Source organism: Klebsiella sp. A-Nf5, assembly GCF_002810545.1.
Taxonomy (GTDB): Bacteria; Pseudomonadota; Gammaproteobacteria; order Enterobacterales; family Enterobacteriaceae; genus Klebsiella; species Klebsiella variicola.
This window is the reverse complement of record NZ_PIOG01000049.1, coordinates 16,801-34,482: the sequence shown is the minus strand read 5'-3', so window position 1 is coordinate 34,482 and position 17,682 is coordinate 16,801. Positions and strand designations below refer to the sequence as shown.

Genomic DNA, 17,682 nt, shown 5'->3' with positions numbered 1-17,682 from the left:
TAGCCGCCGTTATTCTCCGCCATTTTTTGCTTAACGATATCGGCGCCGATGGTGGCCGCCAGGTGGTTGGCCTGACCGGTCAGGTCCGCGGAGACATGATAGTCGACACCGTCTTTCTTGAACGCCGAATTACGCAGATAGGCCCACAGCACGGTGACCAGGCCCAGCTCATGCGCCCGCTCAAAGGCGGCAGAAATTTCTTCTATCTGACGACGCGATTGTTCCGAGCCGAAATAGATCGTCGCTCCCACGGCCACCGCCCCCATATTGAACGCCTGCTCGACGCTGGCGTAGAGGGTCTGGTCGTATTCGGTGGGGTAGCTCAGCGTTTCGTTATGGTTGAGCTTCACCAGGAAAGGGATGCGATGCGCGTAGCGGCGCGACACCGAGGCCAGCACGCCGTAGGTCGACGCCACGCAGTTACAGCCGGCTTCGATCGCCAGCTCGACGATATTTTTCGGATCAAAGTACAGCGGGTTGGCGGCGAAGGAAGCGCCCGCCGAGTGCTCCACGCCCTGGTCAACCGGCAGAATGGAAAGGTAGCCGGTTCCCCCCAGGCGTCCGGTATTGTACAGGGTCTGCATATTGCGTAGCACCGCCGGTGGTCGGTTATTATCCACCATCACCCGATCAACATAATCTGCGCCAGGCAGATACAGCTGGTCGGCCGGAATGGTTATACAACGGTGCTGCAACAGGCTCTCGGCATCTTTGCCCAGCAACTGCGTAATATCAGTCATAGCAATCTCCCGTAAGGCCGGCCGAAGCCGGCATGCATTATCCCAACCCAATTATTTTGGGCAGGTTAAGCCTGGTACTGACTTAGCCTATTTTCCAGCCGGGCGGCCATTTTTTCAGGAGATTCTGCTGTCCCGTTGCGCTGCCATTTACCACCAGGCGTGGAAATGGTGCACCGGACCAATGCCGTGGCCCACCTCCAGAGAGTCGGCCTGCGCCAGGGCCGCCGACAGCCAGGCCTTCGCCTCGGCGACGGTGGCCGCCCAGTCCGCATGACGCGGGCGCAGCGCCGCCAGCGCGGCGGAGAGCGTACAGCCGGTGCCGTGGGTATTTTTGGTCTGCACGCGCGGCGTGGTAAACCGCTGTTCCCCTTCGCGGGTGAAGAGCCAGTCCGGGCTTTCGGCATCGTCGAGATGGCCGCCCTTCATTAATACCGCGCCACAGCCCAGCGCCAGCAGCGCCCGCCCCTGCTCCAGCATCTCGCGCTCGGTGCGCGCATGGGGGGCATCGAGTAGCGCGGCCGCTTCCGGCAGATTCGGGGTGATCAATGACACCTGCGGCAACAATCGTTGACGCAGGGTCTCCACCGCCGAGGCCGACAGCAGCGGATCGCCGCTTTTCGCCAGCATCACGGTATCCAGCACCACGTTGGCCACCCGGTAGCGCGCCAGCCGCTCGGCCACGGCTTCCACAATATCGGTCTCCGCAAGCATGCCGATTTTGGTGGTATCGATACGCACATCGCTGAACACCGAGTCGAGCTGCGCCGCCACAAAATCCGGTTCGATGCGATAGACCGACTGCACGCCGCGGGTATTCTGCGCCACCAGGGCGGTGATCACCGAGCAGCCATAGGCCCCCAGCGCGGAGAAGGTTTTCAGATCGGCCTGGATACCGGCCCCGCCGCTGGGATCGGTGCCGGCGATGGTCAGGGCGTTGATGCGTTTCATCCCTGCACCTCCTGATACAGCGCGTCGAGAAACGCCGGAATAAAGCTACCAGGGCCTCCCTGACGGGCGGCGATCTCCCCGGCCTGCTTCATCAGCCCGCAGGCGGCGGCCACGTTTTCCAGCCGGTCCCCCGGCAGCGCAGCGCTCGCCGCCACCACCGCCGACAGCGCGCAGCCGGTGCCCACCACCCGGGTCATCAGCGGATTACCCCCCACCACGCTGAGCACCCGCTCGCCGTCGGTGACGTAGTCCACCTCGCCAGTGACCGCCACCACGGTAGCCAGCCGACGAGCCAGCGCCTGGGCCGCCGGTAGCGCCGCGGCGGCCGTATCGGTGGTATCCACCCCGCGCCCGCCGGCGCTCATCCCGGCCAGCGCCAGAATTTCAGAGGCATTGCCGCGAATGGCCGCCGGCTGCAGGGCCAGCAGCTCATGACAAAAGGCCGTGCGCACGGTCAGGGCGCCGACCGCCACCGGATCCAGCGTCCAGGGCTTCCCGGCCTGACGGGCGTGCTCCACCGCAGCGCGCATGGCCACGGCGCGATCTTCGGTCAGGGTACCGACGTTAATTAACAGCGCATCGGCGATGGCGGCAAACTGCGCCGCTTCGCGGGGATCGATCACCATCGCCGGCGAGGCGCCGACGGCCAGCAGAACATTGGCGGTAAAGGTCTGCACCACGTCATTGGTCATGCAGTGCACAAGGGGGGAATGGGCGCGCAGCAGATGGCGCAGGTGCGCGACAGGCGCGGGATTCAACAGCTCAGGCATGGTTTGCTCCCGCCAGACGAGGGAGAAGCAATGACCCTACGGTCTCTGACTTCCCTACGCTGGCATTATCCAGATCAGGTGGTACGGGTATTTCTCAGCCTTCAACGAAGAAGGGCACCCCGAGTCATAAAAGCGGTACAACATTTTCAGTCAGCAGGGTACGAAATGTGGCGGTGTAACACAAGCCGAGCTGATTTCTTTTCCCGTTTATGTAAGTACTACAAAAGGAGTAAAACACGCATTTTTTGTAAACAAAACTGGCTGAAAGTTAATGCATGGTTATATTTAAAAAACCTGTAACAAACAACCACCTGCGTTAAATCGGTAAAACCGAATGAACCATGCCATTAATGAGGATTCCAATGAAATTGACCCCGATAGTAAAAGGGTTAGCGTTAGCGGGTTTGTTAAATAGTCTCGCTTTCGCCGCCTGGGCGGATACGTCAGCCAAAGAGGCGACCGAAGCAACCAAAAAAGCGAACGATGCCCTCTACAATCAGCTCCCCTTCTCCGATAACACCGATTTCACCAATGCGCATAAAGGCTTTATTGCCGCCCTGCCGCCGGAAGTCATTAAAGGCGAACAAGGCAATGTTATCTGGGATCCGGGCCAGTATGCCTTCATCAAAGAAGGGGAAAAAGCGCCGGAGACAGTGAACCCGAGTTTGTGGCGCCAGTCGCAACTGATCAACATCAGCGGCCTGTTTGAAGTGACGGACGGGGTCTACCAGATCCGCAACCTCGATCTCTCCAATATGACGATTATTGAGGGTAAAGAGGGGATCACCGTCGTTGACCCGCTGGTCTCGGCAGAAACCGCCAAAGTGGGCATGGATCTGTACTATAAAAACCGCGGTAAAAAACCGGTCGTCGCGGTGATCTACACCCACAGCCACGTTGACCACTACGGCGGCGTGCGCGGTGTGGTTGATGAAGCGGATGTGAAGTCCGGCAAAGTGAAAATCTACGCGCCGTCTGGCTTTATGGAAGCCGCAGTGGCGGAAAACATCATGGCCGGGAACGTCATGAGCCGCCGCGCCAGCTATATGTACGGCAACCTGCTGAAACCAGACGCCAAAGGCCAGGTGGGCGCCGGTCTGGGCACCACCACCTCTGCGGGTACCGTCACCCTGATTGCGCCAACCAACATTATTGACAAGGACGGTCAGAAAGAAGTTATCGACGGCCTGACCTACGACTTTATGCTGGCGCCGGGCTCCGAAGCACCGTCAGAAATGCTGTGGTATATCGAAGAGAAGAAACTGATCGAATCCGCAGAAGACGTCACCCATACCCTGCATAACACCTACTCGCTGCGCGGGGCGAAGATCCGTGAACCGCTACCGTGGTCGAAATACATCAACCAGGCGATCGTCCGCTGGGGCGATAAGGCTGAGATCATTATGGCTCAGCACCACTGGCCGACCTGGGGTAACGAGAACGTGGTTAACCTGCTGAAGAGCCAGCGTGATCTGTATCGTTACATCAACGACCAGACCCTGCGGATGGCTAACGAAGGCCTGACCCGCGATGAAATCGCCGCTAACTTTAAGCTGCCGGACAGTCTGGCCAACACCTGGGCTAACCGCGGCTACTACGGCTCGGTCAGCCACGATGTGAAAGCGACCTACGTGCTGTATCTCGGCTGGTTCGATGGCAACCCGGCGACCCTCGACGAACTGCCGCCGGAAGAAGCAGCGAAGAAATTCGTCGATTATATGGGCGGCGCGGATGCGATCCTGAAGAAAGCGAAAGAAGATTACGACCAGGGTAACTACCGCTGGGTCGCCCAGGTGGTCAGCAAAATTGTCTTCGCCGACCCCAATAACCAGCAGGCGCGCAATCTGGAAGCCGATGCCCTGGAGCAGTTAGGCTATCAGGCGGAGTCCGGCCCGTGGCGTAACTTCTACCTCACCGGCGCCCAGGAGCTGCGTAACGGCGTGGTGAAAGGCCCGACCCCGAACACCGCCAGCCCGGACACCGTCCGCGCCATGACCCCGGAAATGTTCTTTGATTACCTGGCGGTCCATATCAATGGCGAAAAAGCGGGCAATGCGAAGTCGGTGTTCAATATCGATCTGGGCAATGACGGCGGCAAATATAAGCTGGAACTGGAAAACGGCGTGCTGAACCACACCGCGAATGCGGAAGCCAAAGAGGCGGATGCCACCCTGACGCTGGATCGCGCCACCCTGAATAAAATCATTCTCAAAGAAGAGACCCTGAAGCAGGCGGAAGAGAAAGGGGAAGTTAAAATCAGCGGTAACGGGGCTAAACTCGATGAAATGCTGGGCTATATGGACAAGTTTGACTTCTGGTTTAACATCGTGACGCCGTAATGATCTGCTGACGGCTATCCTGAGTAACAAGGCGACGATCCCGCCTTGTTACCCTTCTCAGCGTCGTTCAATAGTCCGCGGGCAGCGGGCGATCGATAGAGATAAGCTTGCCCCGTTTCATGGTGATGTATCCTCCCGCCTTTAAATCCGCCAGCACGCGAAACACATGGGTGCGCGAAAGATTGGTACGTCTGATGATAAATAACGCCAGTCCCTCATTTTCACCCTCATGGGTGTGCTGTCGATAAAGATAGCGATATAGCATCGGGCGAATCGTCTGATAGCTGGTCACCTGACGGCGTTCATTGTGCAGGTCGATGGTAAAGATACTCATGAACACCAGCACTTTCGCCAGCGCCTCAACGCGCTGCGGATGATTTTCAATAAACAGACGATCGAAGGCCGCGTAAGTGATTTTTCGCAGCGTCACCGGGCCACTGCCTGTATATTCAAATTTCGCCAGCGGGCAATACCGCTCCATCAGGCCAATCGGCATATACTCAATGGAATTACCGATACTCAAGCCATCATCCGGCATTAATATTGATAACGAACCCTCGGTACAAAAATAAATATAACCCGACTCCGGGCGCCATTTTTTATTAGCCGTGAGAATAATCTCTTCACCTTCCGTAACGATATCGGCAAAAAAGTCGGCTATGGCTAATGTTTTATAATAACTATGTATTTCCTGGAAATTCATCCTCTGCCCTCGCCTGCGCCGTTAGCAACAGTATAGCAGCCCTCGTCCGGCGAAGACGAGCGGATCCTTAAGCAACACTCTGTCAGTCCCATATGGGACTATTCAGCACAATATTTGTCTTTAGAATAAACCGCAAGCCATTCATTTTTAAAAACGGAAAATACTTCTTTATTTCCGCGGAATAAATTACCTGAGAGGTAGTCATGAAATTAAATCAGATAGCCAAAAATCTGGCCCTGGCCGGAATGTTATCGTCTTTGTCGATAACCGCCTTCGCCGCCGCGCCACAACAGGATGCCACACCGGCCACACGTGAGGCGAATCAGGCGCTATACAGCAAACTGCCGTTTGCGGATAAAACCGACTTTAACAACGCCCATCAGGGTTTTATCGCCCCCCTGCCGCCAGCGATGCTCAAAGGCGCACAGGGAAATATTATCTGGGATCCCGCCAAATATGATTTCGTCAAAGAAGGCGAAAAGGCGCCGGACACTGTTAATCCCAGCCTGTGGCGACAGTCACAATTACTCAATATCGGCGGCTTGTTCAAAGTTACCGACGGCGTTTACCAGATCCGTAATCTCGATCTTTCCAATATGACCATTATCGAAGGCAAAACCGGGATTACAGTCATCGACCCCTTGCTGAGCGCCGAACCGGCCAAAGAGGCTCTGGCGCTCTATTTTGCCCACCGGCCGAAAAAACCGGTGGTGGCGGTGCTGTTTACCCACAGCCATGTGGACCACTACGGCGGTATCCGTGGCGTAGTCGATGAAGCTGACGTGAAAGCCGGTAAAGTGAAGATTTACGCCCCTGCCGGCTTTATGGAGGAAGCGGTTTCCGAGAACATCATGGCCGGTACTGCGATGAGCCGCCGCGCCAGCTATATGTATGGCAACCTGCTGAAGCCGAACGCTAAGGGACAGGTCGGCGCTGGCCTCGGCACCACCACCTCCGCGGGTACCGTCACGCTGATCCCGCCGACCCATTACATTACCCATACCGGTCAGCAGGAGGTGATCGACGGCCTGACCTATGACTTTATGATGGCGCCGGGCTCGGAAGCGCCGTCGGAAATGCTGTGGTATGTCAAAGAGAAGAAAATGATCGAGGCGGCAGAGGATGTGACCCATACCCTGCATAACACTTACTCGCTGCGCGGCGCCAAAATCCGCGATCCGCTGGCGTGGTCGAAATACATCAACGCCGCCATCGACCGCTGGGGCAACGAAGCGGAAGTGATTATCGCTCAGCACCACTGGCCGACCTGGGGGAACGACAATATCGTTAAACTGATGAAAGGTCAGCGCGATATGTATCGCTATATCAACGACCAGACCCTGCGTATGGCGAACTTAGGCATGACCCGCGATGAGATCGCCGCCAACTTCAAGCTGCCGGATTCGCTGGAGAAACAGTGGTCCAGCCGCGGCTACTACGGTTCCGTCAGCCACGATGTAAAAGCGACCTACGTCTTCTACCTCGGCTGGTTCGATGGCAACCCGGCCACCCTCGACGAACTGCCGCCAGAGCAGGCGGCGAAGAAGTTCGTGGAATATATGGGCGGCGCCGATGCCATCATGCAGAAAGCCAAAGCCGACTACCAGCAGGGGAACTACCGCTGGGTGGCCCAGGTGACCAGCAAAATCGTCTTCGCCGATCCGCACAATCAGCAGGCGCGTGATCTGGAAGCCGATGCCCTGGAGCAGCTCGGTTATCAGGCAGAAGCAGGCACCTGGCGCAACTTCTACCTCACCGGCGCCCAGGAGCTGCGAAACGGCGTGCAGAAACTGCCGACACCGAACACTGCCAGCCCGGATACCGTGCGGGCGATGACGCCAGAAATGTTCTTCGATTACCTCGGGGTGCATATCAACGGCGAAAAAGCCGGGGCGGCTAAAGCGGTCTTTAACATCGACCTGGGCAAAGACGGCGGCAAGTACAAACTGGAGCTGGAAAACGGTGTGCTTAACCATACCGCCAACGCGGTGGCGGACAATGCCGACGCCAGCATCATCCTGAGTCGCGATACCCTGAACAAGATTATCCTCAAGCAGGAAACGCTGAAGCAGGCTGAAGCTCAGGGCGAGGTCAAGATTAGCGGCAATGGCGCTAAGCTCGACGAGATGCTGAGCTACATGGACACGTTTGCCTTCTGGTTCAATATCGTGACACCGTAAGCGTTTAACGCGGACATCCCCCGTCGCCGGTCAGGCCGCGGGGGATTTTTTGATCCCCCCGCCACGATAATCAATGTGCGGATCAGGCATCAGCGCGACGCAATTCTCCCTGCAGCAGGGAAAAACAGGCTTCGATAAGTGGCGGCAGCGCCTGCGGGCCGCGCATCAGGGCCACCGTACGGGTCAGCGCCGGCTGCTGCAGCTGGGCGACCGTAAGCGCCGGGTCCTGCAGATGGGTGGTGTACAGCGCCGGCAGAATGGCCACCGCTAAGCGCGAGCGCACCAGTCCATACAGGGTTTCGATATAGTCCACCTGATAGCGGGTGGTCAGCGTCAGGCGATGGCTCTCCACTAATGCCGCCACCAGCCGCTGAATATTACCTTTCGAGAACACGGCAATATCCCGCCCCACCAGCTGCTTCCACGGCAAGTGCGCCTGCGCGGCCAGCGGATCGTCGCGGTGCAGCACCGCCACGAAGGGATCTTCGCGTAGCGGATAGACCAGCAGTTCACCAGGCACAGAGCTGTCGATCGCCCCGATGCCGAAATCAATCTCGCCGCGCTGCAGCGCCTGGATAAGCGCATCGTTGGTCTGATCGTGAAATTCAATGCGCAGACGCGGAAAGGCCTGGGCCAGGGTCTGCGGCAGCAATGGGAACAGTAGCGAACTGACCGACGGCACCAGACCGATGCGCACTGTCCCGTCGCCGCCCGCCTCGACGATCTGCTGCATATCGAAAAAGGCCGCCTGCGCCACGCTGAGGATCCGCTGGGCGTGGGGTAAAATCGCCGCCCCCAGTTCAGTCAGGGTGACCGCCGAAGCGGTACGGTTGACCAGCTTGCCGCCGAGCACCGTTTCAATCTGCCGCAGCGCGCTGCTCAGCGCCGGCTGGCTAATCGCCAGCCGACTGGCGGTATCGGTAAAATGGCGCAGCTGGGCCAGAGTGACGAAATACTGAAGCTGTTTAAGAGAGAGCGCGGGCAGCCGCTGCCAGGGTTCGTTCATTATCGGGTTCGCTACGGTGGTCCTGCACAATAACCCGAGCTTATCGGGTGATAAATTTATTCATCTGGGCAAACGTTTGCTGTGCCCATAGAGTATCCGCATTATCCTTGTGCCGGAGTGGTTATGTCCAGCAATGCTCAAGTCCGCCGTCGCGCCGTGCAGGCCGCGCGCGGCGAATCCCCGTTTGATCTGCTGCTGGTCGATGCGCAGATCGTCGATATGGCCACGGGCGAAATTCGCCCCGCTGACGTCGGTATCGTCGGCGAAATGATCGCCAGCGTCCACCCGCGCGGCAGCCGCGCCGACGCCCATGAAGTGCATTCCCTGGCCGGTTGCTACCTGTCCCCCGGCCTGATGGACACCCACGTACACCTCGAAAGCTCGCACCTGCCGCCGGAGCGCTACGCGGAAATCGTCCTCACCCAGGGCACCACCGCGGTGTTCTGGGATCCGCATGAGCTGGCCAATGTGCTCGGCGTCGAGGGCGTGCGCTACGCGGTTGACGCCAGCCGCCATCTGCCGCTGCAGGTGATGGTGGCCGCCCCGTCCAGCGTCCCCTCCACGCCAGGCCTCGAAATGTCCGGCGCCGATTTCGCCGGCGCGGAGATGGAGACCATGCTCGACTGGCCGGAAGTGCGCGGAGTGGCGGAAGTGATGGATATGCACGGCGTGCTGCACGGTAGCGAGCGGATGCTGGAGATTGTCCAGGCCGGTCTCAACAGCGGCAAACTGATTGAAGGCCACGCTCGCGGCCTGAGCGGCGCTGACCTGCAGGCCTACCTCGCCGCCGGCGTCACCTCCGATCATGAACTGACCTCGGCGGACGACGCGCTGGAAAAATTGCGCGCCGGTCTGACGATCGAGATCCGCGGCTCGCACCCCTATCTGCTGCCGGATATCGTCGCGGCGTTAAAAACGCTGCCGCACCTCTCCTCGCAAATCACCGTCTGCACCGATGACGTGCCGCCGGATATGCTGCTGGAGAAAGGCGGGATCATCGCCCTGCTTAACCTGCTGATCGAGCACGGTTTACCGGCGGTCGATGCGCTGCGATTCGCCACCCTCAACGCCGCTATTCGCCTGCAGCGCCACGATCTCGGGCTGATTGCCGCCGGGCGGCGCGCGGATCTGGTGGTGTTTGATTCCCTGGAGAAACTGGTGGCCCGTGAAGTCTACGTTGGGGGGGAACGGCTGGCCCATGCTGGCCGCCTGCTGAAGCCGATCGCCCCCGCGCCGGGCGTGACGCCGCCGCGCGATACTTTGCCGATCCCCCCCCTCCGCGCCGATGACTTTGTTCTGCGCGTCCAGGGCATTCGTCACGGCGTCGCCCGCCTGCGTCATATCCGCGGCGCGCGCTTCACCCAGTGGGGCGAAGTGGAAGTGCAGGTTCGTGACGGGAAAGTCCAGCTGCCCGCCGGCTTCAGTCTGATCTGGGTTAAGCACCGCCACGGCCGCCACCAGGCGACACCGCAAATCGCCCTGCTCGAAGGCTGGGGTGAGCTGCGCGGCGCCATCGCCACCAGCTACTCCCACGACTCGCACAATCTGGTGGTGCTCGGGCGCGACGCTGATGATATGGCGCTGGCGGCCAACCAGCTTATCGCCTCCGGCGGCGGGATGGCGCTGGCGCAACAGGGCGAGATCCTTGCCCATGTGGCAATGCCGATTGCCGGCATGCTGTCGGATCTCCCGGCCGCCGAGCTGGCGCGTCAGTTCCGCGAGCTGCGCGATCTGAGCAGCCAAGTCGCCGACTGGGAACCGCCGTACCGGGTGTTCAAGGCCATTGAAGGGACCTGCCTTGCCTGTAACGCCGGGCCGCATTTAACCGATTTGGGTCTGACCGACGGCGGCAGCCGCCAGATAGTCGACCCGTTGATAGCCTGCCGGGAGACCCCGGAGCCAACCGATCACAACAATAATCCTCAGGGAGCCTGAGCATGGCCGATAACACACTTCACTCTTCCGCCCGCGCTAACTGGCTGGAGCGCCGCTTTGCGCTGCGCTCGCGCGGCGGTACGCTACGCACCGAATGCCTGGCCGGGATCACCGGCTTTCTCGCCGCCGCCTATTTACTGGTGGTCATCCCGGGGCTACTGGCGATCGGCGGGATGGACAAAGGCGCCGCCACCACCGGCACCATTCTGGTCTTCGTCGTCGGCTCATTGCTGATGGCGTTTTATGCCAACCTGCCGTTTATCGTCGGCCCGGGCATTGGCGGCTCGGTGCTGGTGGGGGTGACGCTGGCCGGTAGCGAAGGGATTGGCTGGCAGACTGGCCTCGGGATTGCCTGCTGGTCGGGGATCCTCTTCTTCCTGCTGACCCGCTTTGGCCTGCGCGAAGTGGTCACCCGCTCGGTGCCGCAGTCGATCAAACTGGGGCTCACCGCCTCCATCGGCCTGTTTGTCGCCGTGCTCGGCTTTCGCAATGCCGGGCTGTTGCTGGCCAATGCTAAAACCAACGCGCTGATGCTCGGCGACTTTCTCGCCCCCGGCGCGCTGGTGGCGCTGTGCGGCCTGTTCCTGGCGATAGCCCTGCAGGCGCGTAAGGTTCCGGGCGCGATTTTGTGGGCCATTCTGTGCGCCACGCTGGTGGGCATCCCCTTCGGCGTCACCCATCTGCCGACAAGTTTTATCGACGTTCCCCATTCGCTAACCCCGGTGCTGGGGCAGGTTGACCTGCTGGGGGCGTTAAACATCGCCTTCCTGCCGTTCCTGTTCGTCTTTTTCGCCTCTGAGTTTTTCTCCACCATGGGGACGACGCTGGCGGTGGGCGGTGAGGCGGGACTGCTGGATGAAGAAGGCAACATGCCGCAGATTAATCGCCCGTTTATGGTCGATTCGATTGCCGCCGCGCTCGGCCCGTGGGTAGGCATTCCGGCGGCGACGGCGCTGATTGAGTCTTCAGCGGCGGCAGAAGCCGGCGGCAAAACCGGCCTTACCGCGCTGTCGGCGGCGGTAATGTTCCTGCTGATGCTGCTGTTCACGCCGGTGGCGTTGATGATCCCGAAAGAAGCCACCGCCCCGGCGCTGATCCTGATTGGCCTGAACATGTTCAGCGGCCTGCGCAAAGTGGATCTTGGCAACTTCACCGACGGGCTGCCGGTGCTGATGATGGTGATGATTACGCTTATCGCCAACAGCTTCGGCACCGGGATTGCCGGCGGGCTGCTGTTTTACATTGTGATCAAGGCCATCGCCGGTAAGTGGCGGGAAATCCCGATTGGCCTGTGGGTGCTGGCTGTCCCGCTGGTGTATTACTTCGCGACCTTAGTCAGGCATTAAGCCCTTCACAATGTGATTTCACCTCTTCATATAACAAACGCACCGCGGCAGAGAGCTGTTTGCGGTGCGGGCAAATCAGATTCAACGGCACCACATCCCCCTGATAACGCGGCAGCAGGCGCCGCAGGCGCCCCGCCCGCAGATCGTCGCTGACGTCGAGCATCGATTTATAGGCAATGCCCTCCCCGGCCACCGCCAGGCGACGGATCACCTCGGCGTCGTCGCTCATCACCGTGCCGGAGACCTTCTGCTGCTGAACCACGCCGTCGAGGCTCAGCGACCAGCGGTCGAACGGACGGCCGCGCAAAATGTAGATCAACGCATTGTGCTGGCTGAGCTCCTCGAGGGTCTGCGGCTCGCCGTGGCGGGCGATCCACTCAGGCGAGGCCACCAGCACGCGACGATTTTCCGGCGCCACCGGCAGCGAGATAAACGAGGCATCGTCGTTATTGCCATAGCGAAACGCGACGTCCACCGGATCTTTAAACACGTCGGTTAACTGATCGGAAAAGAGCAGCCGCAGACGCAGCGCCGGGTGGCGTTGGCGGAAATCGCGGAACAGGGTCAGGAGCAGGTTACGCCCGAGGTCCGACGGCACGGCAATCTGCAACATGCCGCGAACTTCATCGTCCGGGGTCTGGATCTTCTGCAGACCGGCCTCGAGGGTATCGAGCATCTGAGTGGCGTAGGGCAGCCAGGTCTCCCCCTCCGGCGTCAGGCGCAGGCTGCGGGTCGAACGGGCAAACAGGCGAATATTGAGGATCGTTTCCAGACGCTTAATCGCCGCGCTGACCTGCGCCGGCTGCTGCCCGGACTCGCGCGCCGCATCGCTAAAACTGCCCAGTGCCGCGGCGCGGACAAATAAGGTCAGATCTTCCAGCCTGAACATGCCGATTCTCCCCTGCTTCAGATTGCTCCCAAAATACGCATCACCGTCGCTGCAACGCAAGCGGCGCAAGACTTGTGCCGTGTTTTGCTTACACTTTTTAAAAATCCAGTGCTTGCCATTTCAGCAACGCATCAGGAATGATACGAGGCTGCTAATTTGAGTCCAGGTAATATTGAGGAAATTATGCGTAAAACAAAAATGATGCTTCTGGGCGTACTTCTTGCCACCGCTGGCGCCAGCTGGACGGCTACTGCCGCGGGGATCGATCAGTATGCGCTGAAAGAGTTCACTGCCGATTTCACCCAGTTTCACATCGGCGACACCGTTCCGGCGATGTACCTCACCCCGGAATACAACATCAAACAGTGGCAGCAGCGTAACCTGCCTGCACCGGACGCCGGTAGCCACTGGACCTACATGGGCGGTAACTACGTGCTGATCACCGATACCGAAGGCAAAATCCTCAAAGTGTACGATGGCGAGATCTTCTATCATCGCTGATCCGCGCAACCTCCACGTCCGCCCCGGCGAGCCAGCGGACTCTCCGGCGTTGCGCCAGATCTTCCTGCGGGCGCGCAGTTTATCGTGGACCTGGCTTCCCGCCGCGGCGTGGCGGCTGGAGGATTTCGATGCCGCCACCGCGGATGAACAGCTGTGGGTCGCGGAATGCGACGGCCAGCTGGTGGGCTTTGCCGCCGTATGGACCGCCGATAATTTCCTTCACCATCTGTTTGTCGACCCCGACTGGCAGGGCAAACATATCGGCAGCGCGCTGCTGGCGCAGGTCGAACGGACCTTTACCGCCAGCGGAACGCTGAAGTGCCTGATGGAAAATAAAAACGCCCTGCGCTTCTACCAGCGTCATGGCTGGACCATCGAAGCACAGGGCGCGTCACCCGAGGGCAGATACTGGCTGATGCGCTCGCCGCGGCCTTAAACGGCGCGGAAGGCAATCTCACCCGGGATCACTTCTCCCTGCCAGTACATCTGGGCCGCCACCCGGCCCGCCAGCTGGCGGTAGATGTCGGTAAATTCGCTATCCGGACGCGCCACCACCGTCGGCGTGCCGTTATCCAGATCTTCCCGCAGCGTAATATGCAGCGGCAGCTGGCCCAGCAGCTGGGTGTGATATTTCTCGGCCAGTTTTTGCGCGCCGCCGGTGCCGAAGATAGGCTCGTGGTGCCCGCAGTTGCTGCAGATATGCATGCTCATGTTTTCCACGATCCCCAGCACCGGCACTTCCACTTTCTCAAACATCACGATGCCTTTTTTGGCGTCGATCAGCGCGATGTCCTGCGGCGTGGTGACCACCACCGCGCCGGTCACCGGAATGTTCTGCGCCAGGGTCAGCTGGATGTCGCCAGTGCCCGGCGGCATATCCAGCACCAGGTAGTCGAGATCCGGCCACAAGGTCTCCTGCAGCATCTGCATCAGCGCCTTGCTGGCCATCGGACCACGCCAGACCATGGCGTTGTCGTCGGTCACCAGGTAGCCGATAGAGTTGGTGGCCAGGCCATACTTGATGATCGGCGCCATATGGGTGCCGTCCGGCGAGGTCGGGCGACTGTCTTCGGCGCCCAGCATGGTCGGAATCGACGGACCGTAGATATCGGCATCCAGAATGCCCACCTTCGCCCCTTCCGCCGCCAGGGCCAGCGCCAGGTTTACGGCAGTAGAAGATTTGCCAACGCCGCCTTTGCCGGAGCTGATGGCGATAATGTTCTTCACGCCGTTGACCCCGGGCTGGTTTTTCACGCGCTTGAGGGTCGCGATGCTGTGGGTCAGCTTCCAGTCGATGGCCTTCGCGCCGGTGATGCGCAGCAGCTCGGCGCTGCACTGCTCTTTCAGCACTTCGAAGGCGCTGCTCCAGACGAACGGCATCTGCAGCTCAATATGAACGGTATCGTCCAGCCAGGCGACATGGTGCAGCGCCTTGAGGGCGGTGAGATTATGCTTCAGGGTTGGGTGCTGGAAATTGGCCAGCGTCCCGGCGACCATCGCACGTAGGCGCTCAGGGGATTTGGCCTGGGATTGCGAATTCATCCCGACTCCTTTGTTGTTTTGAGATGCTTTCAGTAATCACAGAGTTTATCACAGCTAACGATTATCCATATATGGGCAGCCATTTATGGCGCACCCACAGCCCTTTTGGTAATATCGGAAGCCCTTTTTACAACAGAAGATGTAATGCTCACTATGACTCAAGTCGCGAAGAAAATTCTGGTAACGTGCGCCCTGCCGTACGCCAACGGCTCCATCCACCTCGGCCACATGCTGGAGCACATCCAGGCTGATGTCTGGGTCCGTTACCAGCGAATGCGCGGCCACGAGGTCAACTTCATCTGCGCCGACGACGCCCACGGCACGCCGATCATGCTCAAAGCGCAGCAGCTCGGTATCACTCCGGAGCAGATGATTGGCGAAATGAGTCAGGAGCATCAGACCGATTTTGCCGGCTTCGACATCAGCTATGATAACTATCACTCGACGCACAGCGACGAGAACCGCGAGCTGTCGGAGCTTATCTACACCCGTCTGAAAGAGAACGGTTTTATTAAAAACCGCACCATCTCTCAGCTCTACGATCCGGAAAAAGGCATGTTCCTGCCGGACCGTTTTGTGAAAGGCACCTGTCCGAAGTGCAAATCTCCGGACCAGTATGGCGATAACTGCGAAGTGTGCGGCGCGACCTACAGCCCCACCGAACTTATCGACCCGAAATCGGTGGTCTCCGGCGCCACGCCGGTGATGCGTGACTCCGAGCACTTCTTCTTCGACCTGCCGTCGTTCAGCGAAATGCTGCAGGCGTGGACCCGCAGCGGCGCGCTGCAGGAGCAGGTAGCGAACAAGATGCAGGAGTGGTTCGAATCCGGCCTGCAGCAGTGGGACATCTCCCGCGATGCGCCGTACTTCGGCTTCGAAATTCCCAACGCGCCGGGCAAATATTTCTACGTCTGGCTGGACGCGCCGATCGGCTACATGGGCTCCTTTAAGAACCTGTGCGACAAGCGCGGCGACACCACCAGCTTCGACGAATACTGGAAGAAAGACTCCACGGCCGAGCTGTATCACTTTATCGGCAAGGACATTGTCTACTTCCACAGCCTGTTCTGGCCGGCGATGCTGGAAGGCAGCAACTTCCGTAAACCGACCAACCTGTTCGTGCACGGCTACGTGACGGTTAACGGCGCGAAGATGTCCAAGTCGCGTGGGACCTTCATTAAGGCCAGCACCTGGCTGAACCATTTCGATGCCGATAGCCTGCGCTACTACTACACCGCCAAGCTCTCTTCGCGCATCGATGACATCGACCTGAACCTGGAAGACTTTATCCAGCGCGTTAACGCCGACATCGTCAACAAGGTGGTTAACCTCGCCTCGCGCAACGCCGGCTTTATCAGCAAGCGTTTCGACGGCGTGCTGGCCGCTGAACTGGCCGACCCGGCGCTGTACAAAACCTTCACCGACGCGGCAGAAAGCATCGGCGAAGCATGGGACAGCCGCGAGTTCGGTAAGGCAATCCGCGAAATCATGGCCCTCGCCGACGTGGCTAACCGCTACGTCGACGAGCAGGCGCCATGGGTGGTGGCGAAACAGGAAGGCCGTGACGCCGACCTGCAGGCCATCTGCACCATGGGCCTGAACATGTTCCGCGTGCTGATGACCTGGCTGAAGCCGGTGCTGCCGCAGCTGGCGGCGCGTGCGGAAGCATTCCTCAACAGCGAACTGAGCTGGGATGCCATTCAGCAGCCGCTGCTGGCGCATAAGGTAAATCCGTTTAAAGCGCTGTATAACCGCATCGAGATGAAACAGGTGGAAGCGCTGGTGGAAGCGTCTAAAGAAGAGGTGAAAGCCACTGCGGCACCGGTCACCGGTCCGCTGGCGGACGATCCGATTCAGGAGACCATCACTTTTGACGATTTCGCTAAAGTTGACCTGCGCGTGGCGCTGATTGAAAACGCGGAATTCGTCGAGGGCTCCGACAAGCTGCTGCGCCTGACGCTGGATCTTGGCGGCGAGAAACGTAACGTCTTCTCCGGCATCCGTTCCGCTTACCCGGATCCGCAGCCGCTGATTGGTCGCCTGACGGTGATGGTCGCCAACCTGGCGCCGCGCAAAATGCGCTTCGGCATCTCCGAGGGCATGGTGATGGCCGCCGGCCCTGGCGGGAAGGATATCTTCCTGTTAAGCCCTGACGACGGCGCGAAGCCGGGTCAGCAGGTGAAATAACAAAAAAGCCGGAGAGTATCTCCGGCTTTTTTTTGCCCGGCGGCGCTACGTTTGCACGGGCCTACGGGTTTTGTCGGCCGGGTAAGGCGAAGCCGCCACCCGGCTAAACATCACGCCTTCGGGTGATGCACCCGGTGGGTCAACCCGCGCAGGAAGTTGCGCATAAACTGATCCCCGCACTCGCGGTAGTTTTTATGCTCCGGGGCGCGCATCATGGCGGTGATTTCCGGCACCGACACGCGATATTTCTGCTCGCTCATGATCGCCTGGATATCGTCTGTTTTCAGCGAGAAGGCGATCCGCAGCTTTTTCAGCACCGTGTTGTTATTCACCCGACGCTCCAGCGCCAGCTCCGGCGCCGAATCATCTTTGCCGCGCTTGTCATAGATAAGGCCATTGAGGAAACCCGACAGGATAATATCCGGGCAGCGGACAAAACCCTCTTCATCCTCTTTCGTCATCCAGGTATCGAAGCTGGCGGCGGTGGATTCCATATCGGCAAGCGCAAGAATGCGCACCATATCGTTATTATTGGCTTTCAGGGTGTAGCGCAGGCTACGAAGAATATCATTACTGAGCATGAGTGCCTTTTACTG

At 59.5% G+C, this 17,682-nt stretch carries 15 protein-coding genes and 1 riboswitch; of the genes, 7 read left to right on the top strand and 8 right to left on the bottom strand.

The genetic code is table 11. The features are described from left to right. The 3 genes from CWM53_RS06420 to thiM all read right to left on the bottom strand — a co-directional run. The coding region (locus CWM53_RS06420) for a class I fructose-bisphosphate aldolase (RefSeq protein WP_100750733.1) at positions 1-740 on the bottom strand (740 nt) is incomplete at its 3' end. Positions 741-887: 147 nt separating this feature from the next. Next, a complete protein-coding gene (gene thiD / locus CWM53_RS06415; RefSeq protein ID WP_008804064.1) occupies positions 888-1,688 on the bottom strand; it encodes a bifunctional hydroxymethylpyrimidine kinase/phosphomethylpyrimidine kinase in 801 nt (266 codons plus the stop codon). Next, positions 1,685-2,458 (bottom strand): hydroxyethylthiazole kinase, encoded by a 774-nt coding sequence (gene thiM, locus CWM53_RS06410; protein ID WP_074388066.1) that lies wholly within the window; start codon positions 2,456-2,458, stop codon positions 1,685-1,687. Before thiM ends, thiD begins: the two co-directional genes overlap by 4 nt. A gap of 34 nt (positions 2,459-2,492) precedes the next feature. Beyond that, positions 2,493-2,590: riboswitch (TPP riboswitch) on the bottom strand. Positions 2,591-2,820: 230 nt separating this feature from the next. Between thiM and CWM53_RS06405 the strand changes: the two genes are divergently transcribed. Continuing rightward, positions 2,821-4,797 carry an alkyl/aryl-sulfatase gene (locus CWM53_RS06405; protein ID WP_100676385.1) on the top strand — a complete coding sequence of 659 codons (1,977 nt, stop codon included), beginning with the start codon at positions 2,821-2,823 and terminating at the stop codon, positions 4,795-4,797. 67 nt (positions 4,798-4,864) lie between these two features. Here CWM53_RS06405 and CWM53_RS06400 read toward each other — a convergent pair whose 3' ends face one another. After that, the gene (locus CWM53_RS06400) at positions 4,865-5,500 is read right to left on the bottom strand and encodes a helix-turn-helix domain-containing protein (RefSeq protein ID WP_074388064.1); all 636 of its coding nucleotides are present in this window, start codon (positions 5,498-5,500) and stop codon (positions 4,865-4,867) included. 203 nt (positions 5,501-5,703) lie between these two features. On the opposite strand from CWM53_RS06400, the gene CWM53_RS06395 reads away from it, so the two are divergent. Continuing rightward, positions 5,704-7,680 (top strand): alkyl/aryl-sulfatase, encoded by a 1,977-nt coding sequence (locus tag CWM53_RS06395; RefSeq protein ID WP_074388063.1) that lies wholly within the window; start codon positions 5,704-5,706, stop codon positions 7,678-7,680. A gap of 82 nt (positions 7,681-7,762) precedes the next feature. Here CWM53_RS06395 and CWM53_RS06390 read toward each other — a convergent pair whose 3' ends face one another. Beyond that, positions 7,763-8,689: a LysR family transcriptional regulator gene (locus CWM53_RS06390; RefSeq protein ID WP_165785031.1), complete on the bottom strand. Its 927-nt coding sequence runs from the start codon at positions 8,687-8,689 to the stop codon at positions 7,763-7,765. A 120-nt stretch (positions 8,690-8,809) separates the two neighbouring features. On the opposite strand from CWM53_RS06390, the gene CWM53_RS06385 reads away from it, so the two are divergent. Both CWM53_RS06385 and CWM53_RS06380 read left to right on the top strand, forming a co-directional pair. Next, the gene (locus CWM53_RS06385) at positions 8,810-10,621 is read left to right on the top strand and encodes an adenine deaminase (protein ID WP_100729462.1); all 1,812 of its coding nucleotides are present in this window, start codon (positions 8,810-8,812) and stop codon (positions 10,619-10,621) included. Positions 10,622-10,623: 2 nt separating this feature from the next. Then, entirely contained in the window at positions 10,624-11,967 is a 1,344-nt protein-coding gene (locus CWM53_RS06380; protein WP_100750732.1) for an NCS2 family permease, read from the top strand. Here the strand turns inward: CWM53_RS06380 and CWM53_RS06375 are convergent. Next, complete coding sequence (locus CWM53_RS06375) at positions 11,957-12,856, bottom strand: LysR family transcriptional regulator (protein ID WP_023323022.1); 900 nt, start codon at positions 12,854-12,856, stop codon at positions 11,957-11,959. The genes CWM53_RS06380 and CWM53_RS06375 overlap by 11 nt on opposite strands. A gap of 183 nt (positions 12,857-13,039) precedes the next feature. Here CWM53_RS06375 and CWM53_RS06370 point away from each other — a divergent pair, with 183 nt between their 5' ends. Continuing rightward, positions 13,040-13,357 carry an RcnB family protein gene (locus CWM53_RS06370; protein ID WP_002912749.1) on the top strand — a complete coding sequence of 106 codons (318 nt, stop codon included), beginning with the start codon at positions 13,040-13,042 and terminating at the stop codon, positions 13,355-13,357. Next, positions 13,332-13,793, top strand: a complete 462-nt coding sequence (locus tag CWM53_RS06365) for a GNAT family N-acetyltransferase (RefSeq protein ID WP_100631164.1) — start codon at positions 13,332-13,334, stop codon at positions 13,791-13,793. Before CWM53_RS06370 ends, CWM53_RS06365 begins: the two co-directional genes overlap by 26 nt. Here the strand turns inward: CWM53_RS06365 and apbC are convergent. Continuing rightward, complete coding sequence (apbC, locus tag CWM53_RS06360) at positions 13,790-14,899, bottom strand: iron-sulfur cluster carrier protein ApbC (protein WP_008804054.1); 1,110 nt, start codon at positions 14,897-14,899, stop codon at positions 13,790-13,792. The two genes, CWM53_RS06365 and apbC, sit on opposite strands and share 4 nt — an antisense overlap. 153 nt (positions 14,900-15,052) lie before the next feature. On the opposite strand from apbC, the gene metG reads away from it, so the two are divergent. Continuing rightward, on the top strand, positions 15,053-17,086 hold the full coding sequence (metG, locus tag CWM53_RS06355) for a methionine--tRNA ligase (protein ID WP_061156336.1): 2,034 nt from the start codon (positions 15,053-15,055) through the stop codon (positions 17,084-17,086). Positions 17,087-17,196: 110 nt separating this feature from the next. Here the strand turns inward: metG and CWM53_RS06350 are convergent, their stop codons facing one another. Further along, complete coding sequence (locus tag CWM53_RS06350) at positions 17,197-17,667, bottom strand: DUF1456 family protein (RefSeq protein WP_008804053.1); 471 nt, start codon at positions 17,665-17,667, stop codon at positions 17,197-17,199. Between the last annotated feature and the right edge of the window lie 15 nt (positions 17,668-17,682).

What these genes read in the sequence shown, in the direction of transcription:
- CWM53_RS06375 (WP_023323022.1), bottom strand. Translation starts at nt 12,856, where the DNA reads ATGTTCAGGCTGGAAGATCTGACCTTATTTGTCCGCGCCGCGGCACTG.
- CWM53_RS06380 (WP_100750732.1), top strand. Translation starts at nt 10,624, where the DNA reads ATGGCCGATAACACACTTCACTCTTCCGCCCGCGCTAACTGGCTGGAG.
- CWM53_RS06395 (WP_074388063.1), top strand. Translation starts at nt 5,704, where the DNA reads ATGAAATTAAATCAGATAGCCAAAAATCTGGCCCTGGCCGGAATGTTA.
- CWM53_RS06365 (WP_100631164.1), top strand. Translation starts at nt 13,332, where the DNA reads ATGGCGAGATCTTCTATCATCGCTGATCCGCGCAACCTCCACGTCCGC.
- thiD (WP_008804064.1), bottom strand. Translation starts at nt 1,688, where the DNA reads ATGAAACGCATCAACGCCCTGACCATCGCCGGCACCGATCCCAGCGGC.
- CWM53_RS06400 (WP_074388064.1), bottom strand. Translation starts at nt 5,500, where the DNA reads ATGAATTTCCAGGAAATACATAGTTATTATAAAACATTAGCCATAGCC.
- CWM53_RS06385 (WP_100729462.1), top strand. Translation starts at nt 8,810, where the DNA reads ATGTCCAGCAATGCTCAAGTCCGCCGTCGCGCCGTGCAGGCCGCGCGC.
- metG (WP_061156336.1), top strand. Translation starts at nt 15,053, where the DNA reads ATGACTCAAGTCGCGAAGAAAATTCTGGTAACGTGCGCCCTGCCGTAC.
- CWM53_RS06370 (WP_002912749.1), top strand. Translation starts at nt 13,040, where the DNA reads ATGCGTAAAACAAAAATGATGCTTCTGGGCGTACTTCTTGCCACCGCT.
- apbC (WP_008804054.1), bottom strand. Translation starts at nt 14,899, where the DNA reads ATGAATTCGCAATCCCAGGCCAAATCCCCTGAGCGCCTACGTGCGATG.
- thiM (WP_074388066.1), bottom strand. Translation starts at nt 2,458, where the DNA reads ATGCCTGAGCTGTTGAATCCCGCGCCTGTCGCGCACCTGCGCCATCTG.
- CWM53_RS06405 (WP_100676385.1), top strand. Translation starts at nt 2,821, where the DNA reads ATGAAATTGACCCCGATAGTAAAAGGGTTAGCGTTAGCGGGTTTGTTA.
- CWM53_RS06350 (WP_008804053.1), bottom strand. Translation starts at nt 17,667, where the DNA reads ATGCTCAGTAATGATATTCTTCGTAGCCTGCGCTACACCCTGAAAGCC.